Raw genomic sequence first — 22,562 nt, forward strand, 5'->3', positions numbered from 1 at the left:
CCAACAAAAGAGCTTGTTGGTGACTATTGGCCTGGTGTTCACCTCTTCCCATCCCGAACAGAGAAGTTAAGCCCAGAACCGCCGATGATACTTGGGTCAAACCTGGTAAAGTAGGTAGTCGCCACAATACCATTTATAGCAAAAGCATCCCCTAAAAGGATGCTTTTTTGCGTTTAAGTGGCCTGGTATTCACCGCTTCCCAGCAGGATGGGATTACGCATCCCGGATCAAACCTGATAAAGTAGGGCGGGCCGCGTCGGTAGTCGCCACAATTATTTAACAAAAAAAGACTTGCAAAAATGTAAGGCTGTTGCATTAAGGGGTTTAGAAATAATGACCTGGGTAAGTTTATATAAGACAAACACCTAATCCAAATATACTGCCAACTCACCTTGACGCTAAATTTTAGAAAAAAATATAATCGAAATTTCTTTTTTTCTATATTTGTCACCAAGAATATTGCTGAGCAAACATATGAAAGCCTTGAATACTATTTGGTGGTGGCGTGCACGTCTTAAAAGGATGGATGAGTAGGCTATTGCTTCGTATAGTAGATATTACTTACAAACGGCTCGCTGTTCATCCAACAGCGAGCCGTTTTTTTATGCAATTTACTTTAATTACAAATGACCATCCAGATCAACCCTTACCCAATCATCACCCGCTACAAAAAGTTGTTAGCAGACACGCTTACTCCGGTTTCCATTTACCTAAAACTTCGGGATAGGTTCGTAAACACAATTCTTCTCGAAAGTTCCGATTATCATGGTAACGAAAATTCCTATACCTACATTTGTTGCAATCCGGTTGCCTCATTTAAACTTAATGCTGGTTTAGTAACTCAAGAATTTCCTGATGGGGCGAAAACCACTTTTACTCTCCGTAACCCAAAAGATGCGGTTAAGTCGTTATACGGCTTCGCCCAAAGTTTCATCCCAGAGAAAAACACATTTCCTTTCGTTACAAACGGGCTTTTTGGCCATATGACCTATGATGCCGTCACTTACTTTGAAGACATAAGCATCCAACCTCCCAGCCCCGAAACTGATATTGATCAGGTGTTTTATCAGGTTTATCGCTATGTCATAGTCATCAATCACTTCAAGAATGAGCTTTACATTTTTGAGCATCAATACGGAGAACAACGCGATGACAATGGTTTTGAGCAAATAGAAATCCTCATAAAAAACAGGAACTTCCCTAAATACGACTTTCACAGTACTTCTGATGAAACATCAAATGTTACAGACGACGAAATGCGGAAGGTCATTCGGAGAGGCATCGATCATTGCTTACGAGGCGACGTTTTCCAAATTGTACCTTCAAGAAGATTTAGCAGGCATTTCCAGGGCGACGAATTCAACGTCTATCGGGCATTACGTTCTATTAATCCCTCTCCCTACTTATTTTATTTTGATTACGGAAGCTATAAAATATTTGGCTCATCACCGGAAAAGCAGATATTCATAAAAAAAGGCCAGGCGGAAATTCATCCCATTGCAGGAACTTTCAAAAGGACCGGAGACGATCTGGCAGATGCGGAAGCCGCTCAACAACTGTTAAACGACCCCAAAGAAACCGCGGAGCACGTAATGCTCGTTGATCTTGCCCGAAATGACCTAAGCAGGAGCTGTGACGAAGTAAAGGTGACCAACTACAAGGAAGTGCAATACTACTCCCATGTCATTCATTTGGTTTCCAAGGTTGTCGGTACTATGAAAAAGGAGGTAAATCCATTACAGCTAGTAGCTGACACATTCCCGGCAGGCACGCTCTCCGGTGCTCCGAAGCATAATGCAATGAAATTGATAGACCAAATGGAGACTAGCAACCGCAGCATATATGGGGGTGCCATCGGTTTTATGGATTTCAATGGTGATTTTAATCATGCTATTGCCATCAGAACTTTTCTTAGCAAAGACAATACCTTGTTTTTCCGAGCAGGAATGGGCGTTGTCGCAAAGTCTGACGTGGAAAGTGAGTTACAAGAAATAAATAGCAAGCTAGCGGCACTAAGACAAGCGATAAAGGTCGCGGAAGAAATTTAAGTTGATATGGGACAGATCAAAATTTATGGACTTAGATCATCGCTATACCCGATTCGTCAAATCTTCAGCGATATCCTTCATTCTTGTGTCACAGAGGCATTCCAGTATCCTGAAAACAAAAGAGCTCATCGGCTCTTTTATATGGAAGAAGGAGATTTTCTTTATCCCGAAGGTAGAAGTGAGCAATATACAATCATTGAAATTTCCTTACTTGAAGGTCGATCGACTCAGGCGAAAAAAGATTTATATCAATTAATTTTTAAAAGATTTGAAGAGCAACTGGCTATCTCACCCAATGACATTGAAGTGACCTTAACAGAAACACCACGATGTAATTGGGGAATCAGAGGGAAATCAGGTGATGATCTCATTCTGGAATACGAAGTGGCCGTTTAATTCAATTTGTAATATTTTAAAGAAATGAAAATTCTTGTTCTTGACAACTACGATTCCTTCACATATAACCTTGTCTATATTCTCCGTGAGCTGAATGATCAGGTTACCATTTTTCGTAATGATAAGATAAACCTTGAAGATGTCGCAGAATACGATAAAATACTATTGTCTCCTGGCCCCGGCATTCCATCAGAGGCTGGAATTATGCATGATTTAATTTATGAATACGGCCCACAAAAGAGTATTCTTGGCATTTGTCTCGGTCACCAGGGAATTGGTGAAGTATATGGGGCTAAACTTGAAAATATGACTGATGTTTTACACGGCATCGCTGATACTGCATTCGTTACAGATCCTACCGAACGAATTTTTAATGGCCTACCTACTGAAATAAAAGTCGGTAGGTATCACTCCTGGACAGTTATTCCTGAATCATTCACGGACGACCTGACCATTACTGCGCTAGATCAGATGGGACGGGTTATGGGGCTTTCACACAAAAAATTCGATGTGAAAGGTTTGCAATTCCACCCAGAGTCTGTACTTACTGAACATGGTAAAGTTATGTTACAAAATTGGTTGAAGATTTAACTCACTCAGGCTCTACCAACAATATTTTCAATGATCTTTTTCTGATCCCACGCTAGCAATATTTGACAATGAAAAACATTCTTAGCCATCTTTTTGAATATAAAGTCCTAAGTAAAGACCAAGCCAAAGACGTACTGATCAACATTAGTACAGGCAAATATTCTAATTCAGAAATAGCCGCTTTTCTAACCATTTATGCAATGCGCAGCATTACTGTGGAAGAGCTTGAAGGCTTCAGGGATGCAATGCTGGAACTTTGTCTCGCCATTGATTTGTCTGAATATGATCCAATAGACGTTTGCGGTACAGGCGGTGACGGCAAGGACACTTTTAATATATCTACATTATCCTGTTTTGTCGTGGCTGGCGCTGGCCAAAAGGTAGCAAAGCATGGCAATCATGGTGTGTCTTCCCTTTGCGGATCCTCTACCGTTCTGGAATTTCTTGGCGCCCGTTTCACAAACGACCGGGGTTACCTGGAACGTAAAATTGATCAAGCAGGTGTGTGCTTCTTACATGCTCCTTTATTTCACCCCGCCATGAAGAATGTAGCACCGGTCAGACGTGAACTGGGGATCAAAACTTTTTTCAATATGCTTGGTCCGATGGTCAATCCTGTCTCGCCTAAAAAACAGCTTGTAGGGGTTTTTAGTCTTGAATTGGCACGTCTTTTTGCTTATCTTTACCAACAAACGGACAAGCAATTTCTTGTTCTTCACGCGTTAGACGGCTACGACGAAGTGTCATTAACAGGAGCTTTCAAGATCATTACAGCTCATTCCGAGCAAATTCTTACTCCCTCGCATTTAGGGTTACAAACTTTACGCGCACAGGACCTTTCGGGAGGAAAAACTGTTGAAGACTCCGCCAAAATTTTCATGAATGTATTGAACAATGAGGCAACGGATGCACAGAAACAAGCTGTGCTTGCCAATGCCGCCATGGCTTTGCATTGCGCTAGTCCGGAGATATCATTGATGGATTCCGTCCATGCAGCAAGGGAATCTCTTGAAAGCAAAAAGGCATTAAGGTGTTTTGAAAAATTAATTGCAGAATAATCCAAAATCGGTTCCGAGGGATATTTTCAGATACAGCGTTGAATGAATATTTTAGAAAAAATCATTGCCCGTAAAAAGGAAGAGGTGAGCGAATCAAAGGCCATAAAATCCATTTCAGCTTTGGAGAAGGAGACTTTCTTTGATCGTAAAACCATTTCAGCTGCTAAGGCATTGAGAAATTCCAAGTATCCCAGGATCATTTCGGAATTCAAGCGAAAATCCCCTTCAAAAGGAATTATTAATGATCAAGTACTACCGGAAATTGTTACTTCGGATTATGTTGATGCGGGTGCTGTTGCTTTGTCTGTGCTTACTGACCAGGATTTTTTTGGAGGATCGTTCGCTGATTTTTTAAAAGCCCGAAAGGCAAATTCGGGAATTCCAATTCTTCGAAAGGATTTTATCGTTGATGAATATCAGTTATTTGAAGCCAGGGCGATCGGAGCGGATATGATTTTATTGATAGCCGCCTGTCTTACACCAGGTGAAATCGTTACGCTGAGCAAACGCGCCCATGATCTTGGGCTGGAAGTATTATTAGAAGTTCATAATGAGCAGGAATTAGCCGCAAGTCTGGGTGATACCATTGATATTGTGGGCGTTAACAACCGCAATCTTAAGACTTTCGATACATCCATTGAAACTTCCATTCTACTTAGCGAACAGATTCCTGATTCTTTTGTTAAGATATCTGAAAGTGGTTTAAAAGATGCTGACACAATTTTAAGGCTCTATCAGCACGGCTATAAGGGCTTTTTAATTGGTGAAACATTTATGCGGACTGCAAATCCAGGAACCGCACTTGCGGATTTGCAAAAAGACTTAACTCAACATCGTAATATAAATTCCCTGGTTCTATGAAAATTAAAGTTTGCGGACTGCGCCAGCAAGACAACATTGAAAAGGTAGTTGCACTACAGCCCAATTTTATCGGGTTTATTTTTTACGAAAAATCGCCCCGCTTTGTTGGTGATGAGTTGAATGAGGAATACGTCAAGAGTATTCCCCAAAATATAAAAAAAGTAGGTGTTTTTGTGAATGCAAGCCCAGGTCATATTCTTAATACTGTAAAAAAATATGATCTCCAATATGCGCAGCTACACGGTAACGAAATGCCGGATATTTGCAGAAGCATACGTCAGAAAGGGGTAAGCGTTATTAAAGCGTTTTCTATCAACGACCAATTCAATTTTGCAATGCTCAATAATTATAAGTCGTTTTGCGATCTTTTTCTTTTTGATACAAAGGGGGATAATCCAGGCGGAAATGGCACTTCATTTGACTGGAAATTATTGAAGCGATATGATAATGAAAAGCCATTTTTTCTTAGTGGAGGTATTGGTCTTGACAACATTGAAGAAATTATAACATTATCAAAAACGCTTCCCATTTACGGAATTGATGTTAATAGCCAGTTTGAAATCGAACCTGGTATAAAGGATGTGAATAAGTTGGAGGAGTTATTCAGTTTGGTAAGCGTAAAGAAACAAGAGGAGGCAGAAGCCTAACACTATGGAAGCAATAGCAGAAAAGAAGTCATATCAGGTAGATAGTAAGGGTTATTATGGAACCTTCGGAGGAGCATTTGTTCCCGAAATGCTGTATCCGAATGTTGAAGAGCTAAGACAGAACTATTTGCAGATCATTGCAGACCCTTCTTTTCAAAAAGAATTCAACGACCTTCTTCGTAACTATGTGGGCCGGCCTACACCGCTTTACCGGGCGAACAGATTATCAAAAAAATATAATACCAATATCTTCTTGAAAAGAGAAGACTTGTGCCACACTGGTGCTCATAAGGTCAATAATACCATCGGACAGATACTGATGGCACAAAGACTTGGCAAAAAGCGGATTGTAGCTGAAACAGGGGCTGGACAACATGGCGTGGCTACCGCAACTGTTTGCGCGTTGATGAATCTGGAATGCACTGTTTATATGGGCGAACTCGACATTGAGCGGCAGGCGCCCAATGTAGCGAGAATGAAAATGCTAGGTGCAGAGGTTCGACCTGCGATATGCGGATCCAGAACGTTGAAAGACGCAACAAATGAAGCAATGCGTCACTGGATCAATAATCCTGTGGATACCCATTACATTATCGGTTCGGTTGTAGGACCACATCCATATCCTGATATGGTTGCCCGATTTCAGTCCATTATTTCTGAAGAGATAAGGTGGCAATTGAAAGAACAAACTGGCAAAGAAACGCCGGATTATGTGTTGGCTTGTGTAGGTGGCGGTAGCAATGCTGCAGGTGCATTTTATCATTTTCTTGATGATGAAGATGTCAGACTCGTTGCTGTGGAGGCTGCGGGAATGGGTTTGGATTCAGGACATTCAGCTGCGACAACAGCTTTGGGTAAACCCGGCGTTCTCCACGGAAGCAGGACGATATTAATGCAAACCGAGGATGGACAGGTTGTGGAGCCATTTTCGATTTCCGCCGGCTTGGATTATCCTGGAATTGGTCCTCAGCATGCTTATTTGTACGATAGCGGTAGAGGTATCTTTATGTCGGCGACAGATGAAGAAGCGGTTCAGGCGGCATTTGAGCTGACGCGATTGGAGGGGATCATACCTGCACTGGAATCAGCACATGCATTGGCTGTTTTGGGTCAGTTAGGCGCTACAACGGACGAAACGGTGGTCATAAACCTTTCGGGCCGTGGTGATAAGGATATGGCAACTTACATGAAACACATAGACTAACTCTCACCTTATAAAACCCAGACAAATATGAATTTTAAGCTCCTTTTAATGGCCGGTATGCTCCTTTTTGGATCTATGGCTTTTGTTTCACCTGAAAAAACAGCTTCTAAAAAAATGTTGCGTCACGTTGTTCTTTTCAAATTCAAAGATTCTGCAACGCCGGCACAGGTTAAGGAAGTGGAGACAGCATTTCTGGCCTTGCCTTCAAAAATCAAAGAGATTAAAAGTTTGGAATGGGGAACAAACAACAGCCCCGAAGGACTCGCCCAAGGCTTTACCCATGTTTTTTTCGTCACTTTTGATGACGAAGCAGGCCGGGAGGTTTATCTGCCTCATCCCGACCACAAGGCATTTGGAAAAGTACTTGGACCGTATTTAGATAAAGTGTTAGTAGTTGATTACTGGACTCAAGAATGAACCGGATTAAGGAACTTTTCAGGAACGCGGATCACGTTCAGAACAACGGACTGCTGAATATTTATTTTACAGCCGGTTTTCCCGAGTTGAATGATACCATGGGCGTTCTTCGTGCTTTGCAAGATGGCGGCGCGGATCTCGTTGAGATAGGCATGCCTTATTCCGATCCTGTTGCGGATGGCGAGACCATTCAGAAGAGCAATGACAGGGCGCTTGAAAACGGCATGTCTGTAAAGGTTTTGTTTGAGCAATTGAAAGATATGCGTAAAACCATTTCTGTTCCTGTGTTGCTAATGGGTTATGTTAACCCTGTTCTGCAATATGGTATCGAACATTTCTGCCAAAAATGTGCAGAAATTGGCGTCGATGGGCTTATTCTGCCGGATATGCCAATGGATGTGTATTTAAATGAATACAAAACCATATTTGAAAGCTATGGTATTTTAAATATATTTTTGGTTACGCCTCAAACCTCAGAAGCGCGTATCCGATTGATCGACGCGGTTAGCGAAGGATTTATTTACACCGTTTCCTCGGCAAGTGTTACAGGCTCGAAAAGTGGCGTAAATGCCAATATGGAATCGTACTTCTCACGACTGAACAGCATGAACTTGAAAAACCCCAGACTTATTGGTTTTGGTATTAAAGATCACGAAACTTATAAGCAGGCATCCGGTCACGCTTCGGGTGCGATCATTGGAAGTGCATTCATACGTGTCTTGCAGGAAAGTCAAGATCTGGAACAGGATATTAAATCTTTCGTCAGAGAAGTGAAAAACTATCCGGAGACTATCGAAATTTAGTTTAGTCAATATTTAATTTCAGGTACTACTCATTCTAAACAGCTCCCGAAGGGCTGTTTTTTTGCTATCAGTCACATTGTGGCGCGCGGCAGCACATTAAGCTGACAGCAAGTGTTTTCTGGTAAAATTTAGCTATATTTCTTCGTTTTAAGCATATGCATGTGTTTGGTAATTTTTGTTTCCTGCATGCGTTATAAATCTTCACCGCTACAACGAAATACCTATGGCTCCTTTCAATCCGGCAATGGAAGGCCTGTTGCTCCGCATTCAGGAATACCGTCAGAAATACTATCAAAATCAGTTGCTAAAAGGCATTATATTTTCCCTGGGCCTTTTGCTGACTGTTTTTCTTTTTTTTAATACAATTGAATATTTCGGCAGATTTAGCTCTACGATTCGCGGAATGCTTTTCTTTGGATTCTTAGCCGTTGTTGTATTTTCCTTTTTTCAATGGGTTGTTCAGCCAATCATTCACTTGTCCGGACTTAGAAAGCCGATATCGGATCAAGACGCGGCATTGCAGATCGGTCAATATTTTCCGGAAATAGGGGATAAGCTTGTCAATACATTGCAGTTACGGAGCCTATCCGGTAGCCAATCTGACCTTATTGAAGCCAGTATCCGGCAAAAATCAGGTCAGTTACTCATTGTCCGGTTTTCTGACGCAATCCGCTTTAACGAGAACAGAAAACGCATTAAGTATGCCATTTATCCATTGGCCGCAATCGCAGTAATCCTGCTGTTTAACCCCGCATTCTTCTCGTCCAGCTCGGACCGGATTATTCATTTTCAGAAGAATTATACCTATGCTCCGTTTTCGTTTATTCTTCAAAACAAGAACTTAAAGGCATTCAGAAATGAAGATTTTACGCTAAAACTTTCTTTGAAAGGCGATGCACTGCCGGCCTCAGTTTATCTGCTTCAAAATGGTTCAAGATTTAAGCTGACCGCCGAAGGAGGAAGAAACTTCTCCTATACATTCAAAAATCTGCAACGAGATGTCGCTTTTTCGTTTGATGCCGCCGGATATACTTCTGATAAATATAAAGTGATTGTAAACGAAAGGCCATCTCTTCTTTCATTTGACGTCAACCTGCATTATCCTGCTTATCTGAACAAACCTTCTGAGGGATTAAGTAATGTAGGCAACCTGTCTGTCCCTGAGGGAACGACCGTTGAATGGAATTTCAATACCAACTCTACCAAAGCGCTTGCGATTAAATTCGAAAATGATTCGGCTTTATATCAGGCGAAGGAAAGCAATGGGGATCATTTTGCCGTTCGAAAATCGGTTAGAAAATCCTCTCAATACCTGGTCACACTGAAAAACGATGAAACAACAAATGCAGATAAGATTGGTTATTTCATCAACGTGATCCCTGACAAGTTTCCTGTGCTTAACCTGGAAAATTTTCAGGATACCACGCTTTACAATTATCTGGTTTTGGGCGGATCGATTAGTGATGATTATGGTTTTTCGCAATTGAAAATGTTTTATTCGGTTAAAAGAGCGAATGATACCAATCCATCGCAACCGAAAGGAATTCCGATCCCCTTCAATAAAACGGTCAACACGCAGAGCTTCTTTTTCCAATGGTACGTAGATAGTCTCAAATTAACGCCCGGTGACAAAATCGAATACTATGCCCAGGTTTGGGATAATGATGGCGTAAACGGTGCCAAAAGTGCCCGTTCGCGCTCTATTCAATTTATCGTTCCCTCCAAAGATCAGCTCGAAGCCGAAATCAAGAAATCCGAACTGGAAACCGAAAATCAAATGCAGTCGGCCATGAAAAAGGCTCAGAACCTGCAAAAAGATCTGGACAACCTGGATAATAAGCTAAAAAGCAATAAGGAGCTGGATTTTAAAGAGCAGAAACAGATAGAAGAAGTCCTCCGCAAACGTGAAGAGTTAATGAAAGAACTTCAGGCCTTGCAGGAAAAACATCAGAATTCCAATGAAAAGTCGAAGCAGTTCAACCAGCAAAGTCCTGAATTGCAAAGCAAGATCGAGCAGTTGCAAAAACTGATGAACGATCTGATGAACAATGATACCGACAAGCTTTACAAGGAGCTCAAAAAACTTCTCGAGCAAAAGCAAAGCGAACGCATGTCCAGCATGATAGAAAAGCTTAAAAACAAGGAAAACAACCTGGAAAAGGAATTGGAACGGACCATGAAGCTCTTGAAGCAAATGCAGATGGAGCAGAAAATGGAAAACCTCGTCGAAAAACTAGATGAGCTGGCGGAGAAAGAAGAAAAGCTATCTGACAAAACTCAGGAGAACGAAAAGAACAAAAATGGCGAGGAGAAAAAGGGAAAAAATGAGGATCTGAAAAAAGAGCAGGAGAAAATTCAGGAAGATTTCAAAAAGGCGCAAGAGAATACGGAGGAAATCGAAGAAATGAGCAAGGAGCTCGAACAACCTATCGACCCTCAGAAAGAAGAGCAAAAAAACGCTTCTGAGCAAATGGAGCAAAGTAAGAAGGAACTCGACAAGCAACAGAACTCAAAAGCTTCTGAATCGCAAAAAAAGGCCGCTAAATCGATGAAGAAGATGTCCCAGTCGATGGCAGAAGCAATGGAGGCCGCTGAAATGGAACAGATGCAGGAAAATCTGGATGCGTTAAGGGACATTCTTGAAAACCTGATCACCCTTTCTTTTGACCAGGAAACATTGATGAAAGATTTTAGAGGTGTGAGCCTGCAGGATCCAAGATTTATAAAATTGGGTCAGCAGCAATTAAAATTGAAAGATGACGCCAAAATTGTGGAGGACAGCTTATATGCGCTGGCCAATCGTGTAGTGCAGATCCAATCGTTCATTACACGCGAACTGAACGACATGAAGTCTTATATGGATGAAAGTGTCAAAAGCATTAAGGATCGCCAAATCAATACGGCCACATCCAAGCAACAGTTTGCAATGACATCCATGAACAATCTTGCATTAATGTTAAGTGACGTTTTCAACCAGATGCAGCAGCAAATGGCGATGGCAATGCCCGGAAGTGGAAAAGGTAAGAAAGGCAAACAAAAGGGTGAATCGCCAGGTATGGGAGAAATGCAGGAAAAACTTAATGGCCAGATAAAACAACTGGGACAGGGAAAAGAGGGTAAAGGTGGCAACTCCGAACAACTGGCAAGAATGGCTGCCGAGCAGGCGGCTATCCGTAAAATGATCCAGGATTTGATGGATTCCCAAAAGGGTACTGAGGTTGGAAAACAAATGGGAAAAGAACTTCAGGAGATTTCAGATAAAATGGATGAGACGGAAACTGACCTCGTCAACAAAAGGGTTACGCCGGAATTGATTAAAAGGAATCAGGAAATTACAATCCGATTACTGGAATCTGAAAAAGCAATGAAGGAGCAGGATGAGGACGAGCAGCGGAAGGCCCAAAGTGCCAAACAGCTTCCACGTCAGCCGCCTCCGGCATTTGAAAAATACATCCGGGAAAAAGAAAAGCAAACGGAACTGCTGCGTACCATACCTCCTACATTCTCCCCATTCTACAAGAGGGAAGTGGATACTTACTTCCGCAAATACCAGGCCAAGAACTGATTATAAGTTGGATTTGTTGACATTAATCAGGCGCTACGATTAACACTTTTTATGAAAGTATTAGTCGTAGCGTTTCTTTACCAAACATGATCTTAGCGAGATACTTAGTATGTTTGTAAATAGTTTACGGTCAAATATTAAAGTTAATGTGGCCTTGCCCAATACTGGGCTCCACGCTATTAGGCATGCTTAATTTCTTCTCCGAAGACGTCGATTTTAAATTATCTAGTCCGCTCAAAACAAAAAAATGGATAAAAGACGCCTCTAAATCAGAGGGTTACGAAATTTCTATTTTAAATTATATTTTTTGTTCTGATGACTATCTAATTGAAATAAATAAGCGGTACCTCGACCATGATTATTTCACTGACATCATTACGTTTGACAATAGTGAGGAAGACAATAAGATAGAGGGGGATATATATGTCAGCGTCGATCGGGTTATGGAAAATGCATTGTCTTTCAACAATGATTTTACGATCGAAATGCGGAGGGTATTAATTCACGGACTTTTGCACCTTGTTGGCTATGGCGATTCAAACGAGAATGAGAAGAAGGCAATGAGAGCAAAAGAAGATGGATATCTCACACAATTTTGATTAACATTCCACGTGGAACACTTTCATGAAAGTGGTTTAATAAATACAGTATGTTTGAAGAATATGATGTCATTGTTGTAGGCGCGGGGCATGCGGGATGTGAAGCAGCGGCGGCGGCGGCAACCATGGGTTCATCGGTTTTGCTGGTCACAATGAACATGCACACCATTGCACAAATGTCGTGCAACCCAGCTATGGGCGGTGTCGCGAAAGGACAGATTGTTAGAGAAATTGATGCGCTCGGCGGGCAATCCGGAATTGTTAGCGACAAGACAATGATACAATTCCGAATGCTGAATCTTTCGAAAGGCCCAGCCATGTGGAGCCCCCGATGCCAAAGTGACCGGGTAATGTTCGCCCAGGAGTGGAGAAACATTCTTGAAAATAATCCCAATGTTGATTTTTGGCAAGACACCGTCAAAGAAGTTATCATTCAGGACGGAAAAGCATGCGGTGTTACAACCAGCCTGGGAATTGAAATAAAATCCAAAGCAGTCGTACTCACCAATGGAACATTTCTAAATGGTTTAATCCATATCGGTGAGAAGAACTTTGGAGGTGGACGTACGGGTGAAAAATCTGCAACCGGGATCACGGAACAACTAGTCAATTTGGGTTTCGAATCAGGAAGAATGAAAACTGGAACACCACCGCGTGTGGACGGACGGTCGCTGGACTATTCGAAAATGGAAGAACAACCGGGTGACGAAAACCCTGGCAAATTCTCCTACACCAATACGACTCCTCTGGCCAAACAGAGAAGTTGCTGGATAACTTATACCAACTCAGAAGTTCACGATTTACTAAGAACGGGCTTCGAGAAATCGCCGATGTTTTCTGGCAGAATCAGAGGCATTGGGCCAAGGTATTGCCCGTCTGTGGAGGACAAGATCAATCGGTTTGCAGATAAAGATAGACACCAAATCTTCGTAGAACCGGAGGGGTGGGATACGGTGGAGGTTTATGTTAATGGCTTTTCTACCTCACTTCCGGAAGATGTGCAATATGCCGCGCTAAGAAAAATTCCGGGCTTTGAAAAAGCAAAAATGTTCCGGCCAGGATATGCAATCGAATATGATTACTTCCCACCAACACAGCTTAAATCAACCCTAGAAACCCACCTGATCTCAAATCTCTTTTTCGCAGGACAAATCAACGGCACGACAGGCTATGAAGAAGCGGCCTGCCAAGGCTTAATGGCGGGTATCAATGCACATCGAAATGTATATGATTTGGATCCATTCATTTTAAAAAGATCGGAAGCATACATTGGTGTCTTGATTGATGACCTAATCAATAAAGGGACGGAAGAACCATATCGCATGTTCACTTCGCGGGCAGAATATCGCACGCTGTTACGCCAGGACAATGCTGATATTCGTCTAACCGAAAAAGGTTATGAGATAGGCCTGGCCAGTCAGGAAAGGCTAGCAAATGTGCATATCAAAAAGCAGCAGGTGGAGGAAATCATTAGGGTATTGTCCACAACCAAAGTAGCGCCCGAAGATATTAACAGTACTTTGGAAACCATTGGAACTGCACTACTCAAAGAAAAAACAACCCTTTCGCAGTTGCTGAAACGACCACAAATTTCCATTGAACAGCTAACAACGGGAAACCCGGAGATAGCAAATTTATTTGTAAGCTATCTGCCTGATTCAGTTCAACAAGCCGAGATTAACCTGAAATATGACAGTTATATCGAAAAGGAAATGTTGCTTGTTGAGAAAATGAACAAGCTGGAAAATCTTGGAATTATTGATAATTTCAATTACGATGTAGTCACCTCACTATCGTATGAGGGCCGGGACAAATTGAAAAGAATACGTCCAGCGACCATTGGGCAAGCATCACGAATCAGCGGGGTAAGTCCTTCCGATATCTCCGTATTAATGCTTTTTATAGGCCGATAAATGTCATTAGAAACACTTGAAAAATGTCCGGTATGTGACAAATCCAGTTTCAATAACTATTTGAACGTGGAGGATCATACAGTATCACATAAGGAATTTACGATTCAACAATGCAATTCTTGCTACTTTCTTTTCACCAATCCACGGCCTTCGGAAGATAACATTGGGCCTTATTATGAATCCCAGAATTACATTTCGCACCACGACGAGTCCAGTGACCTGATCAGCAAAGCATACAACTTCGTACGGAACTATACCATTGGTCAAAAGGTGGACCTGATTAATAAATTGGCAAACAAAAAAGGTAGTTTGCTGGATATCGGATGTGGAACAGGGAATTTTGTAAATGCAGCAAAGGAAAACGGGTGGCAGGTTAGTGCCACCGAACCTGACTCAGAGGCCCGAAAAATCGCTTCTAAAAAGTTAGGACTTAACATTGAAGATAGCATCAATGTTGACGCTTTAACTGAAAAAAATTTCGACGTAATTACCCTTTGGCACGTGCTGGAACATGTTCATCGCCTAAACGAAACGATTGGTTGGCTGGTAAATCACATGAACGAAGAGGGAACGCTCATTGTAGCAGTTCCTAATCCCGAATCATTCGATGCCTTGAAATACGAAAGATTCTGGGCCGCGTACGATGTACCAAGGCATCTATATCACTTTACAAAAGCCACAATGAAGCAGTTGCTTCATAAGCATAACCTCGTTATTGATGAGGTGCTTCCAATGTGGTTTGATTCATTTTATGTTGGAATGTTAAGCACCAAATACAAACAGAAGAAGCTAGATATGATAGATAGTGTCCGTACGGGGCTGCAATCCAACTGGAAAGGGAAATCTTCAAAACATACAGAAATCAATACATCCAGTCTCATTTACGTTATCAGAAAAAGATAGCGTTTTTGAACTCAACAAGCAGCCCTCAATACCCTGTATTGGGGGCTTTTTCAAATACATAGACATGCTCAGAATTATCATTTTTGCCGTTATCTTTCTCATTATTTTTGAACGGTGTGCCCAGCAGGTTTCCCCAACAGGAGGTAAGCGAGATTCCATTCCCCCCAATCTGGTAGAAAGTGATCCAGTCAATAAAATGCTGAATTTTAAAGGCAAGAAATTGGAATTGTTCTTTGACGAATACGTGATCGTAGACAATATCAATCAAAAACTAATTATTACTCCCGAAGCCGACAACCCATACTCCTATAAACAAAATGGCATGTCGGTCTTGCTCACATTCAAGAACCAGTTCAAGGATAGTACCACTTTTACGTTAAATTTTGGAGATGCTATCAAGGATTTTGCCGAAAAAAATCCTTCTAAAAACTTGAAACTGGTGTTTAGCACAGGTACTTCTTTGGATTCTGGAAGGGTTTATGGAACATTAAAGGACATCAAAACCAGCAAACCCATTTTTGACGCATTGGTTGGTTTGTATAATGTCAGTGACACATTAGATATTGCAAAACAAAAGCCATACTACTTTTCCAGGACCGATAGCAGCGGCATATTCTCCATTGAAAACATTCAAATGAGGGATTACAAAATGATAGCGATAGATGACAAGAACAGGAATATGCTCTATAATGCGAAAGACGAGCGAATGGGTTTTTTGAATAAACCTATCAATGCTGGCTCGGATTCTGCTTCCTACGACCTCAATATGTTCCTTTCCGATAACACGCCGACCAAAGTGCAGCGGACCATTCCAAGGGTGAATAATTATTCAGTTGTTTTCAGCAAGGCGATTGAAAAGGTAGCCGTGACATTCATGAATAAGGACACACTGCCTTACCTTCTGGAACCCGGAGGATCACTCAAATTTTTCAATGTCCAGCCACATCCTGATTCGGTATTTGTGAAACTAATTGCGACTGATTCATTAGGCACTACAACTGATTTTGAACAGAAAATAGCATTCCAGGCTCCACGAGGTAAAGACCGCCAAAAGGATCCGTTCACGCTTACCACGCTACCGGAACCAAATAAGCCTCTCAACAATACATTTACCTATAGCCTCATTTTAAATAAACCTGTTCAATTTCTTGATGATAAAAATATCAGTCTTATTACCGACAGCCTCACGCATGAGCCGTTAAGTGCATTCAAATGGACCTGGAACGCCAATCACAATATCATCACCGTCAATGCCAAATCTTTTGCCAAGGATACAATCAAATGGGACATTCCCAAAGGGTCTGTTATCAGCGTTGAAGGTGATACCCTCACCAAAATGCTGTTAAGGCATTCCGTTCTAAAAGAAGAAGATTACGGCCAGATTATGGGGCGAATTACCAATAGTGAACAGGCTGCCGGATATATCGTACAGCTGGTAGATGAGCAATACAAAGTCATTGCGGTTTCAATGACGACGCCCTATACATTCCGTTACATTCCTCAGGGAAAGTACTTTCTTCGACTTATTGTCGACTCGAACAAAAACCAACGCTGGGACACAGGCGAAATAGATAAGGATAGGCAACCCGAAGCTATCTACTATATGCCTGAGAAAATCCTTCTTAAAAGCAACTTCGAGTTGAACGACGTTAATATCACTATTCCTAAGTAATTCTTGATATTTATTATCCATATTCTGTGGATAACTATGTAGATAACCCTCTTTTCTTGTTTACAATTGTCTAAATCTTGTTGACATCTATGTGAATAACCCCGCAATCCTGTGGATAATCCATAACGTTCAAAATAGAATGTTAGCAACTCAAGTCCAATTCACAGTTAACACTGTGTTAATACACATTTTCTATTGTGGATTGTATTAATCTCACCTGCTATGCCGCTTATCAACACATCTGAAGACGAAAATTAATTGTTAACTTGTATTTCAGCTATTTACTGGAAAAAAAATTGAAGGACACAGTGAATAACGCCCTTTACTTATACACAAAACGTTGATAACCTTGTTAATAATGGGTGGACAATGGTACTGTCCCCTTATCCACAGCCCTAGAGAATAATAATAATTAAGGACAATTTTTTTATCTATTATGAAAAAAAATTTGAGATGGCTTGTGATATGTCTGGTAATCCTCGCGGCGGGCTCTCCGGCGATGTCTCAGACCGAAAAAGAGATGGCAGAGGAGTACTACAAAAATGGCCATTGCTCGAAGGCGCTTACCTATTATGGCAATCTTCTGAAAGCCTCCTTCGAGCGGGTATCCTTAAAAAATTACACAAGCTGCATTGTCAAAACCAGAGCCTGGTCGGATGGTGAACAATTTTATAAGAAGCAGATAAAAAATGATGAGGTCAACGCCAGCTGGTATTATCTATATTGGGGCGTGCTTTTAGAGGCGCAGGGGAAGACCCAGGAAGCGGGTAAACGATACGAACAAGCCATTGCATCATCAGGTACGAGAACTGAGCTTAAACGTGATCTGGCAGAAGAATTCCGTGCTATTAACCAACCTGAATCTGCAAAGAATGTCCTGTTAAGTGCCCGTATGCTTGCCAAACGAACTGACATTTTTCAGCTTGAACTTGCAAGCGTTTATCGGGATTTAAACGATCCTGAGAAAATGATTGACGAGTTGCTGTCCTACGGAATGCGTTATCAGAATACCGAGGTTGTTCAGAATATGCTACAGGATTTTACAAAAGACGAGAAGGAGCAAGCATTGCTGGAAAAAGTCCTTTACGATAAAATTTTAAAATTTCCGAATGAGGGATTTTACAATGAGTTGCTAATCTGGTACCAGATCCAGCGGAAAGATTTTTACAAAGCATTCATTCAGGAACGGTCATTAGATAAGCGATTTAAGCATAATGGTGCGAGATTATATAACCTGGGGCAATTGGCGCTGCAAAATCTTGATTATGCCAATGCTGGGACCATATTTGATCATTTAGTGAAAGAGTATCCCAAAGGTCAGCTGTATCCGGTTGCCCGCCGTATGGCCATTTTTGCCCGTGAAGAACAGGTTAAAAATACTTACCCTATCAAACGTGCGGAGGTTCAGAAGCTGCTCGGGCAGTATCAGCAATTGGTAGATGAATTAGGAACCAATGTCCGCACCATTGAAGCTTTGCGAAATATGGCGACTTTAAATGCATTTTATATGGATGATTTTAAAAGCGCCATCACCATTCTTCAAAGGGCAATAGAGGCTGGTAAGCAGGAAAAAAACTTTGTAGATAAATGTAAATTAGATCTTGGCGATATTTATTTGTTACAAGGCGAACCCTGGGAGGCAACATTGGTTTATTCTCAGGTTGAAAAATCTCAAAAAGATGATCTTCTTGGCTACGAAGCCAAGTTAAGAAATGCCAAGCTTCATTATTTTAAAGGTGAATTTGTACTAGCAAAAGCGGTACTGGATATTTTGAAAAAAGCGACGTCCAGAGAAATAGCCAATGATGCCAACGAACTCTCCCTGCTGATTATGGACAATACGGGACTCGATAGTACGGAAGCTGCCATGAAAGAATACTCAGCTGTGGAGCTGCTGCTTTTTCAAAATAAAAAGTACGAAGCCATTGATTCGCTGAAACACCTTTATCAAAAATATAATAATCACAGCCTAACTGATGAGATCATCTGGCTGAAAGCGAAAACCTTTGTTAAGCTTGACAGCAATCAGCAGGCGCTCGAAGATTTGAAATTGCTTTACTCGAAATTTGGTCATGACATTTATGGTGATGATGCTTTGTTCACAATGGCCAAACTCAATCAGGAAAAACTGAATGATAAAGATCAGGCAATGAAGTTATATCAGGAATTGATGGAGAAATATCCGGGCAGCATTTTTGTCGCTGAGTCGAGGAAGAGATTCAGGCTTTTAAGAGGGGACGTGATTAATTGACAAAGTTAATCGAAAATGTAAAAGGGTAGAAGAGTCCAGTGCTTTTCTACCCTTTTACATTTGGCTATTTACGTACCTCAGATAAATTCCTTTTAAAAAACAAAATGTAAGGAAGTTGCAGAGGATATTTAAAGTTTATAACTGACTCATCAATAACTTCTTAAACTCTAAAAAATCAGATTTCATTTTGATGGATACTTTTTCAATTTCTAGTAGTGATTTAAGCTGTTCAGGTGTTTCGATGCTTTTTCCAAGCGTTTGCTCCACTAGTTCAATAAATTTGGCTGGATGTGCAGTAGAAAGGAAAACACCTATGAAATCTTCGGACCGAGCTTTTTCACGATAGGCCTGCAATCCCAGATATGCAATAGCTGTGTGAGGACACATTACATAATTAGCATTGCTGTATACATCACGCATTGCTTTTTGAGTCTGGTCATTATCAAAATAAAAACCAGACACTTTTTCCGTAACTGCATTCCAGTCGTCTTCAAAAAATCTTATGAGCCGGACGAAATTACTTGGGCTGCCGACATCCATTGCATTTGAAACCGTTTCAATGGAAGGCGCCGGATCATACACGGCTGTGTGAAGATATCTGGGCACTGCGTTATTTGAATTGGTGGACGCAACAAAATGTTTGACGGGAAGTCCCATTCTAAAGGCGAGCAGGCCTGCACTTAGATTTCCAAAATTGCCGCTTGGAACTGAAAAGACCAAAGGCTTTCCAAATTTCTTCAGTTGGGCATATGCAGAGAAAAAGTAGAAGGATTGTGGAATGAGCCTTGCAATGTTGATAGAATTGGCGGAGGCTAAGTTGAATTTTGAATTAAGCTCGGCATCCAGGAACGCTTCCTTGACCAGCTTCTGGCAATCGTCGAAAGAACCATCGACTTCTAATGCCGTGACATTGTGTCCAAGGGTGGTAAGTTGTTTTTCCTGAATGTCGCTTACTTTACCACTCGGATATAGAATGGTAACCGTGATGCCGGGAATTTTAAAGAATCCTTGTGCTACTGCGCCACCAGTATCTCCGGAGGTTGCCACTAATATCCTGATTTCTTTATTGGTGCGTTTCAAGAAATATGACATAATTGCAGCCATAAATCGTGCTCCGAAGTCTTTAAAAGCCATTGATGGCCCATGAAACAGTTCCAGGACGTATTCGTCCTGGCCTGTTTGAACCGCAGGCGCTTCGAAATCATAAGCCTGATCTATGAGGGTTTCAATTTCAGTTCTCGGAATTTCATTACCAAATAGCGTGTGAGATATTTCAATAGCAATTTCTTTGAATGACCTGTTCTCAATGTCTGCCAAAAATTCATCTGATATCCTTGGAAAATACGCTGGCATGTATAAGCCATTATCCGGGGGTAAGCTGTTGAATATGGCTTCTTCCAGCGACGCTTTTAGACTTGCTGTTTTGGTACTGTAAAAAATCATTTGGCAAATAGATCAAAATAGAGAGGGCAAATTTAACCAAAATAGCTGCTGACAAGCTGTTGTGAATATTTTATAATCACCATTAAGAAAAAAATAGTTTCTTACCAGAGAAATTCGGTTGGAATTTTTTGATCAGCGAAAATTTGTTGTTACTAATAAATCATTAAATAAGAAGAATATAACGATCCAAGATATGTCCAAGGGTATTTTTAATGTTCCGGCAGCGAAGAATGAGCCGGTAAAGAGTTACGCACCCGGAAGTGCTGAAAGAATAGAATTAAAACAAGCTTTGAAGACATCCAAAGAAAAGACCATTGAAATTCCGCAGTACATTGGGGGGGAGGAAATTTTTTCTGGAAACAAACGAAAAATATCTCCGCCACATGATCACCAGCATATACTGGGATATTTTCATGAAGGTGATGCGGCCGACGTTGTGGAGGCCGTGAACGCGGCGTTGGAAGCCAGGAAAGGTTGGAGTTACTTAAACTGGGAACAGAGGGCCGCCATTTTTCTGAAAGCCGCAGACCTGATAGCGGGACCTTACCGGGCCGAACTAAATGCAGCAACCATGCTCGGACAGTCTAAAAATGCTTATCAGGCAGAAATAGATTCTGCATGTGAGATCATAGATTTCCTTCGTTTGAATGTCAATTTTATGAGAGATATCTACGAAGAGCAGCCTATTTCATCTGATGGGGTTTGGAACCGAATGGAGTACAGACCACTTGAAGGCTTCATATTTGCCATAACACCTTTTAATTTTACCGCAATTGCTGGCAATTTACCTGCTGCACCTGCATTAATGGGAAATGTGGTTTTATGGAAGCCTGCATTCACGCAGGTTTACTCTGCAAATGTAATTATGCGGGTTTTCAAGGAAGCTGGATTGCCTGATGGTGTAATCAATATGGTTCTTGTGGATGGGCCGGTTGCTGGTGACGTAATTTTTAAGCACCCTGATTTCTCAGGTATTCATTTTACAGGTAGTACAAAGGTTTTTCAAACTATATGGAAAACGATTGGAGAAAACATTTCTACGTACAAGACATTTCCAAGAATTGTAGGAGAAACAGGCGGAAAAGACTTTGTTCTTGCTCACAAATCTGCTGATCCAAAGGCATTAGCTACCGGGCTGATAAGAGGTGCATTCGAGTATCAGGGACAAAAATGCTCTGCTGCATCGAGAGCTTACATTCCTTCAAATTTATGGGAAGAGGTAAAAATGTTGATGATAAAGGACCTAGCTGAGATAAAAATGGGTGAGGTAGATGATTTTTCGAATTTTATTAATGCGGTGATTGATGAAAAATCTTTCGATAAAATAGCCTCCTACATTGAAGAGGCCAAAAGCAGTGATGATACTGAGATAATTGCGGGAGGTACATTTGATAAATCCAACGGATACTTCGTCGCCCCAACAGTCATTCAGGCTTTTAATACAGATTACGTGACTTTATGTGAAGAGATCTTCGGTCCGGTGTTGACGGTATACATTTACGATGAATGCGGTTTTGAAGATATCATACCGATTATTGATAATACATCACCATACGCACTGACAGGGGCTATATTTGCAAGAGATCGATATGCTATTGAATACGCCACAGAACATTTAATTAATGCTGCAGGAAATTTTTACATTAACGATAAGCCTACTGGTGCGGTGGTCGGTCAGCAACCATTTGGAGGAGCTAGGGCATCCGGAACAAATGATAAGGCAGGTTCTGTCTTAAATCTGTTGCGCTGGGTTTCTCCACGAGCTATTAAAGAAACGCTAATTTCTCCGACAGACTATAAATATCCTTTTCTGTCTATTGAATAGTATAATTCTGTCTATTGAATAGTATAATCTTTCACATTAATTTAAATAGTTCAAGAATTTTGGAAGAAGTAAAGTTTTTTTCCAATTGAATTATGGAAGTGAAAGATCTTTTTCTACCTTTGCAATCCCAATCGCAAACAGAGAAAAAGAAGCGAGGTTTAGAATCTGTGATTGGTATTGTTCTTTGACATGATGAGATAGACCAGAGGAGTAAGAAATACTCGTTTGAATAGAATAAAGCTATGTTTTTATTAACAGAAGCTATAATAAGATTTACAATGGAGAGTTTGATCCTGGCTCAGGATGAACGCTAGCGGCAGGCTTAATACATGCAAGGCGAGGGGGCAGCAATGTCACCGTCGTACG

At 41.2% G+C, this 22,562-nt stretch carries 17 protein-coding genes and 2 rRNA genes; 18 read left to right on the top strand and 1 reads right to left on the bottom strand.

Going from position 1 to position 22,562, the window contains the following annotated elements; genetic code table 11:
* Positions 1-15 precede the first annotated feature (15 nt).
* The 16 genes from rrf (at position 16) to FHS68_RS26130 (ending at position 18,928) form a co-directional block, all read left to right on the top strand.
* Positions 16-127: ribosomal RNA gene (rrf, locus tag FHS68_RS26055) — 5S ribosomal RNA — on the top strand.
* Between the two features lie 499 nt (positions 128-626).
* Entirely contained in the window at positions 627-2,048 is a 1,422-nt protein-coding gene (locus FHS68_RS26060; RefSeq protein WP_167277194.1) for an anthranilate synthase component I family protein, read from the top strand.
* A 6-nt stretch (positions 2,049-2,054) separates the two neighbouring features.
* Positions 2,055-2,444 carry a tautomerase family protein gene (locus tag FHS68_RS26065; RefSeq protein WP_167277196.1) on the top strand — a complete coding sequence of 130 codons (390 nt, stop codon included), beginning with the start codon at positions 2,055-2,057 and terminating at the stop codon, positions 2,442-2,444.
* Positions 2,445-2,468: 24 nt separating this feature from the next.
* On the top strand, positions 2,469-3,035 hold the full coding sequence (locus FHS68_RS26070) for an anthranilate synthase component II (RefSeq protein WP_167277198.1): 567 nt from the start codon (positions 2,469-2,471) through the stop codon (positions 3,033-3,035).
* Positions 3,036-3,103: 68 nt separating this feature from the next.
* Positions 3,104-4,093, top strand: coding sequence for an anthranilate phosphoribosyltransferase (gene trpD, locus FHS68_RS26075; protein ID WP_167277201.1), 990 nt, complete (start codon positions 3,104-3,106; stop codon positions 4,091-4,093).
* A gap of 42 nt (positions 4,094-4,135) precedes the next feature.
* Positions 4,136-4,954 (top strand): indole-3-glycerol phosphate synthase TrpC, encoded by an 819-nt coding sequence (gene trpC / locus FHS68_RS26080; protein ID WP_167277203.1) that lies wholly within the window; start codon positions 4,136-4,138, stop codon positions 4,952-4,954.
* Positions 4,951-5,601 (top strand): phosphoribosylanthranilate isomerase, encoded by a 651-nt coding sequence (locus FHS68_RS26085; protein WP_167277206.1) that lies wholly within the window; start codon positions 4,951-4,953, stop codon positions 5,599-5,601. The genes trpC and FHS68_RS26085 overlap by 4 nt, the downstream gene beginning before the upstream one ends.
* 4 nt (positions 5,602-5,605) lie before the next feature.
* The gene (gene trpB / locus FHS68_RS26090; RefSeq protein ID WP_167277208.1) at positions 5,606-6,805 is read left to right on the top strand and encodes a tryptophan synthase subunit beta; all 1,200 of its coding nucleotides are present in this window, start codon (positions 5,606-5,608) and stop codon (positions 6,803-6,805) included.
* Between the two features lie 57 nt (positions 6,806-6,862).
* The gene (locus FHS68_RS26095) at positions 6,863-7,222 is read left to right on the top strand and encodes a Dabb family protein (protein WP_208408468.1); all 360 of its coding nucleotides are present in this window, start codon (positions 6,863-6,865) and stop codon (positions 7,220-7,222) included.
* Positions 7,219-8,025, top strand: a complete 807-nt coding sequence (gene trpA / locus FHS68_RS26100; protein WP_167277214.1) for a tryptophan synthase subunit alpha — start codon at positions 7,219-7,221, stop codon at positions 8,023-8,025. The genes FHS68_RS26095 and trpA overlap by 4 nt, the downstream gene beginning before the upstream one ends.
* Before the next feature lie 244 nt (positions 8,026-8,269).
* Complete coding sequence (locus tag FHS68_RS26105) at positions 8,270-11,590, top strand: DUF4175 family protein (protein ID WP_167277231.1); 3,321 nt, start codon at positions 8,270-8,272, stop codon at positions 11,588-11,590.
* Between the two features lie 146 nt (positions 11,591-11,736).
* Positions 11,737-12,189, top strand: a complete 453-nt coding sequence (gene ybeY, locus FHS68_RS26110) for an rRNA maturation RNase YbeY (protein ID WP_310588649.1) — start codon at positions 11,737-11,739, stop codon at positions 12,187-12,189.
* A 50-nt stretch (positions 12,190-12,239) separates the two neighbouring features.
* The gene (mnmG, locus tag FHS68_RS26115; protein WP_167277216.1) at positions 12,240-14,102 is read left to right on the top strand and encodes a tRNA uridine-5-carboxymethylaminomethyl(34) synthesis enzyme MnmG; all 1,863 of its coding nucleotides are present in this window, start codon (positions 12,240-12,242) and stop codon (positions 14,100-14,102) included.
* Positions 14,103-15,005, top strand: a complete 903-nt coding sequence (locus tag FHS68_RS26120) for a class I SAM-dependent methyltransferase (protein WP_167277219.1) — start codon at positions 14,103-14,105, stop codon at positions 15,003-15,005.
* Positions 15,006-15,069: 64 nt separating this feature from the next.
* The gene (locus tag FHS68_RS26125; protein ID WP_167277221.1) at positions 15,070-16,677 is read left to right on the top strand and encodes an Ig-like domain-containing domain; all 1,608 of its coding nucleotides are present in this window, start codon (positions 15,070-15,072) and stop codon (positions 16,675-16,677) included.
* A 436-nt stretch (positions 16,678-17,113) separates the two neighbouring features.
* The gene (locus FHS68_RS26130; RefSeq protein ID WP_208408467.1) at positions 17,114-18,928 is read left to right on the top strand and encodes a tetratricopeptide repeat protein; all 1,815 of its coding nucleotides are present in this window, start codon (positions 17,114-17,116) and stop codon (positions 18,926-18,928) included.
* Positions 18,929-19,063: 135 nt separating this feature from the next.
* Here the strand turns inward: FHS68_RS26130 and thrC are convergent, their stop codons facing one another.
* Positions 19,064-20,371, bottom strand: coding sequence for a threonine synthase (gene thrC / locus FHS68_RS26135; protein WP_167277224.1), 1,308 nt, complete (start codon positions 20,369-20,371; stop codon positions 19,064-19,066).
* Positions 20,372-20,564: 193 nt separating this feature from the next.
* Between thrC and pruA the strand changes: the two genes are divergently transcribed.
* Positions 20,565-22,196 (top strand): L-glutamate gamma-semialdehyde dehydrogenase, encoded by a 1,632-nt coding sequence (gene pruA, locus FHS68_RS26140; protein ID WP_167277228.1) that lies wholly within the window; start codon positions 20,565-20,567, stop codon positions 22,194-22,196.
* A gap of 275 nt (positions 22,197-22,471) precedes the next feature.
* A 16S ribosomal RNA gene (locus FHS68_RS26145) occupies positions 22,472-22,562 on the top strand; the annotation flags it as partial.

Source organism: Dyadobacter arcticus, assembly GCF_011762185.1.
GTDB classification, from domain to species: Bacteria; Bacteroidota; Bacteroidia; order Cytophagales; family Spirosomataceae; genus Dyadobacter; species Dyadobacter arcticus.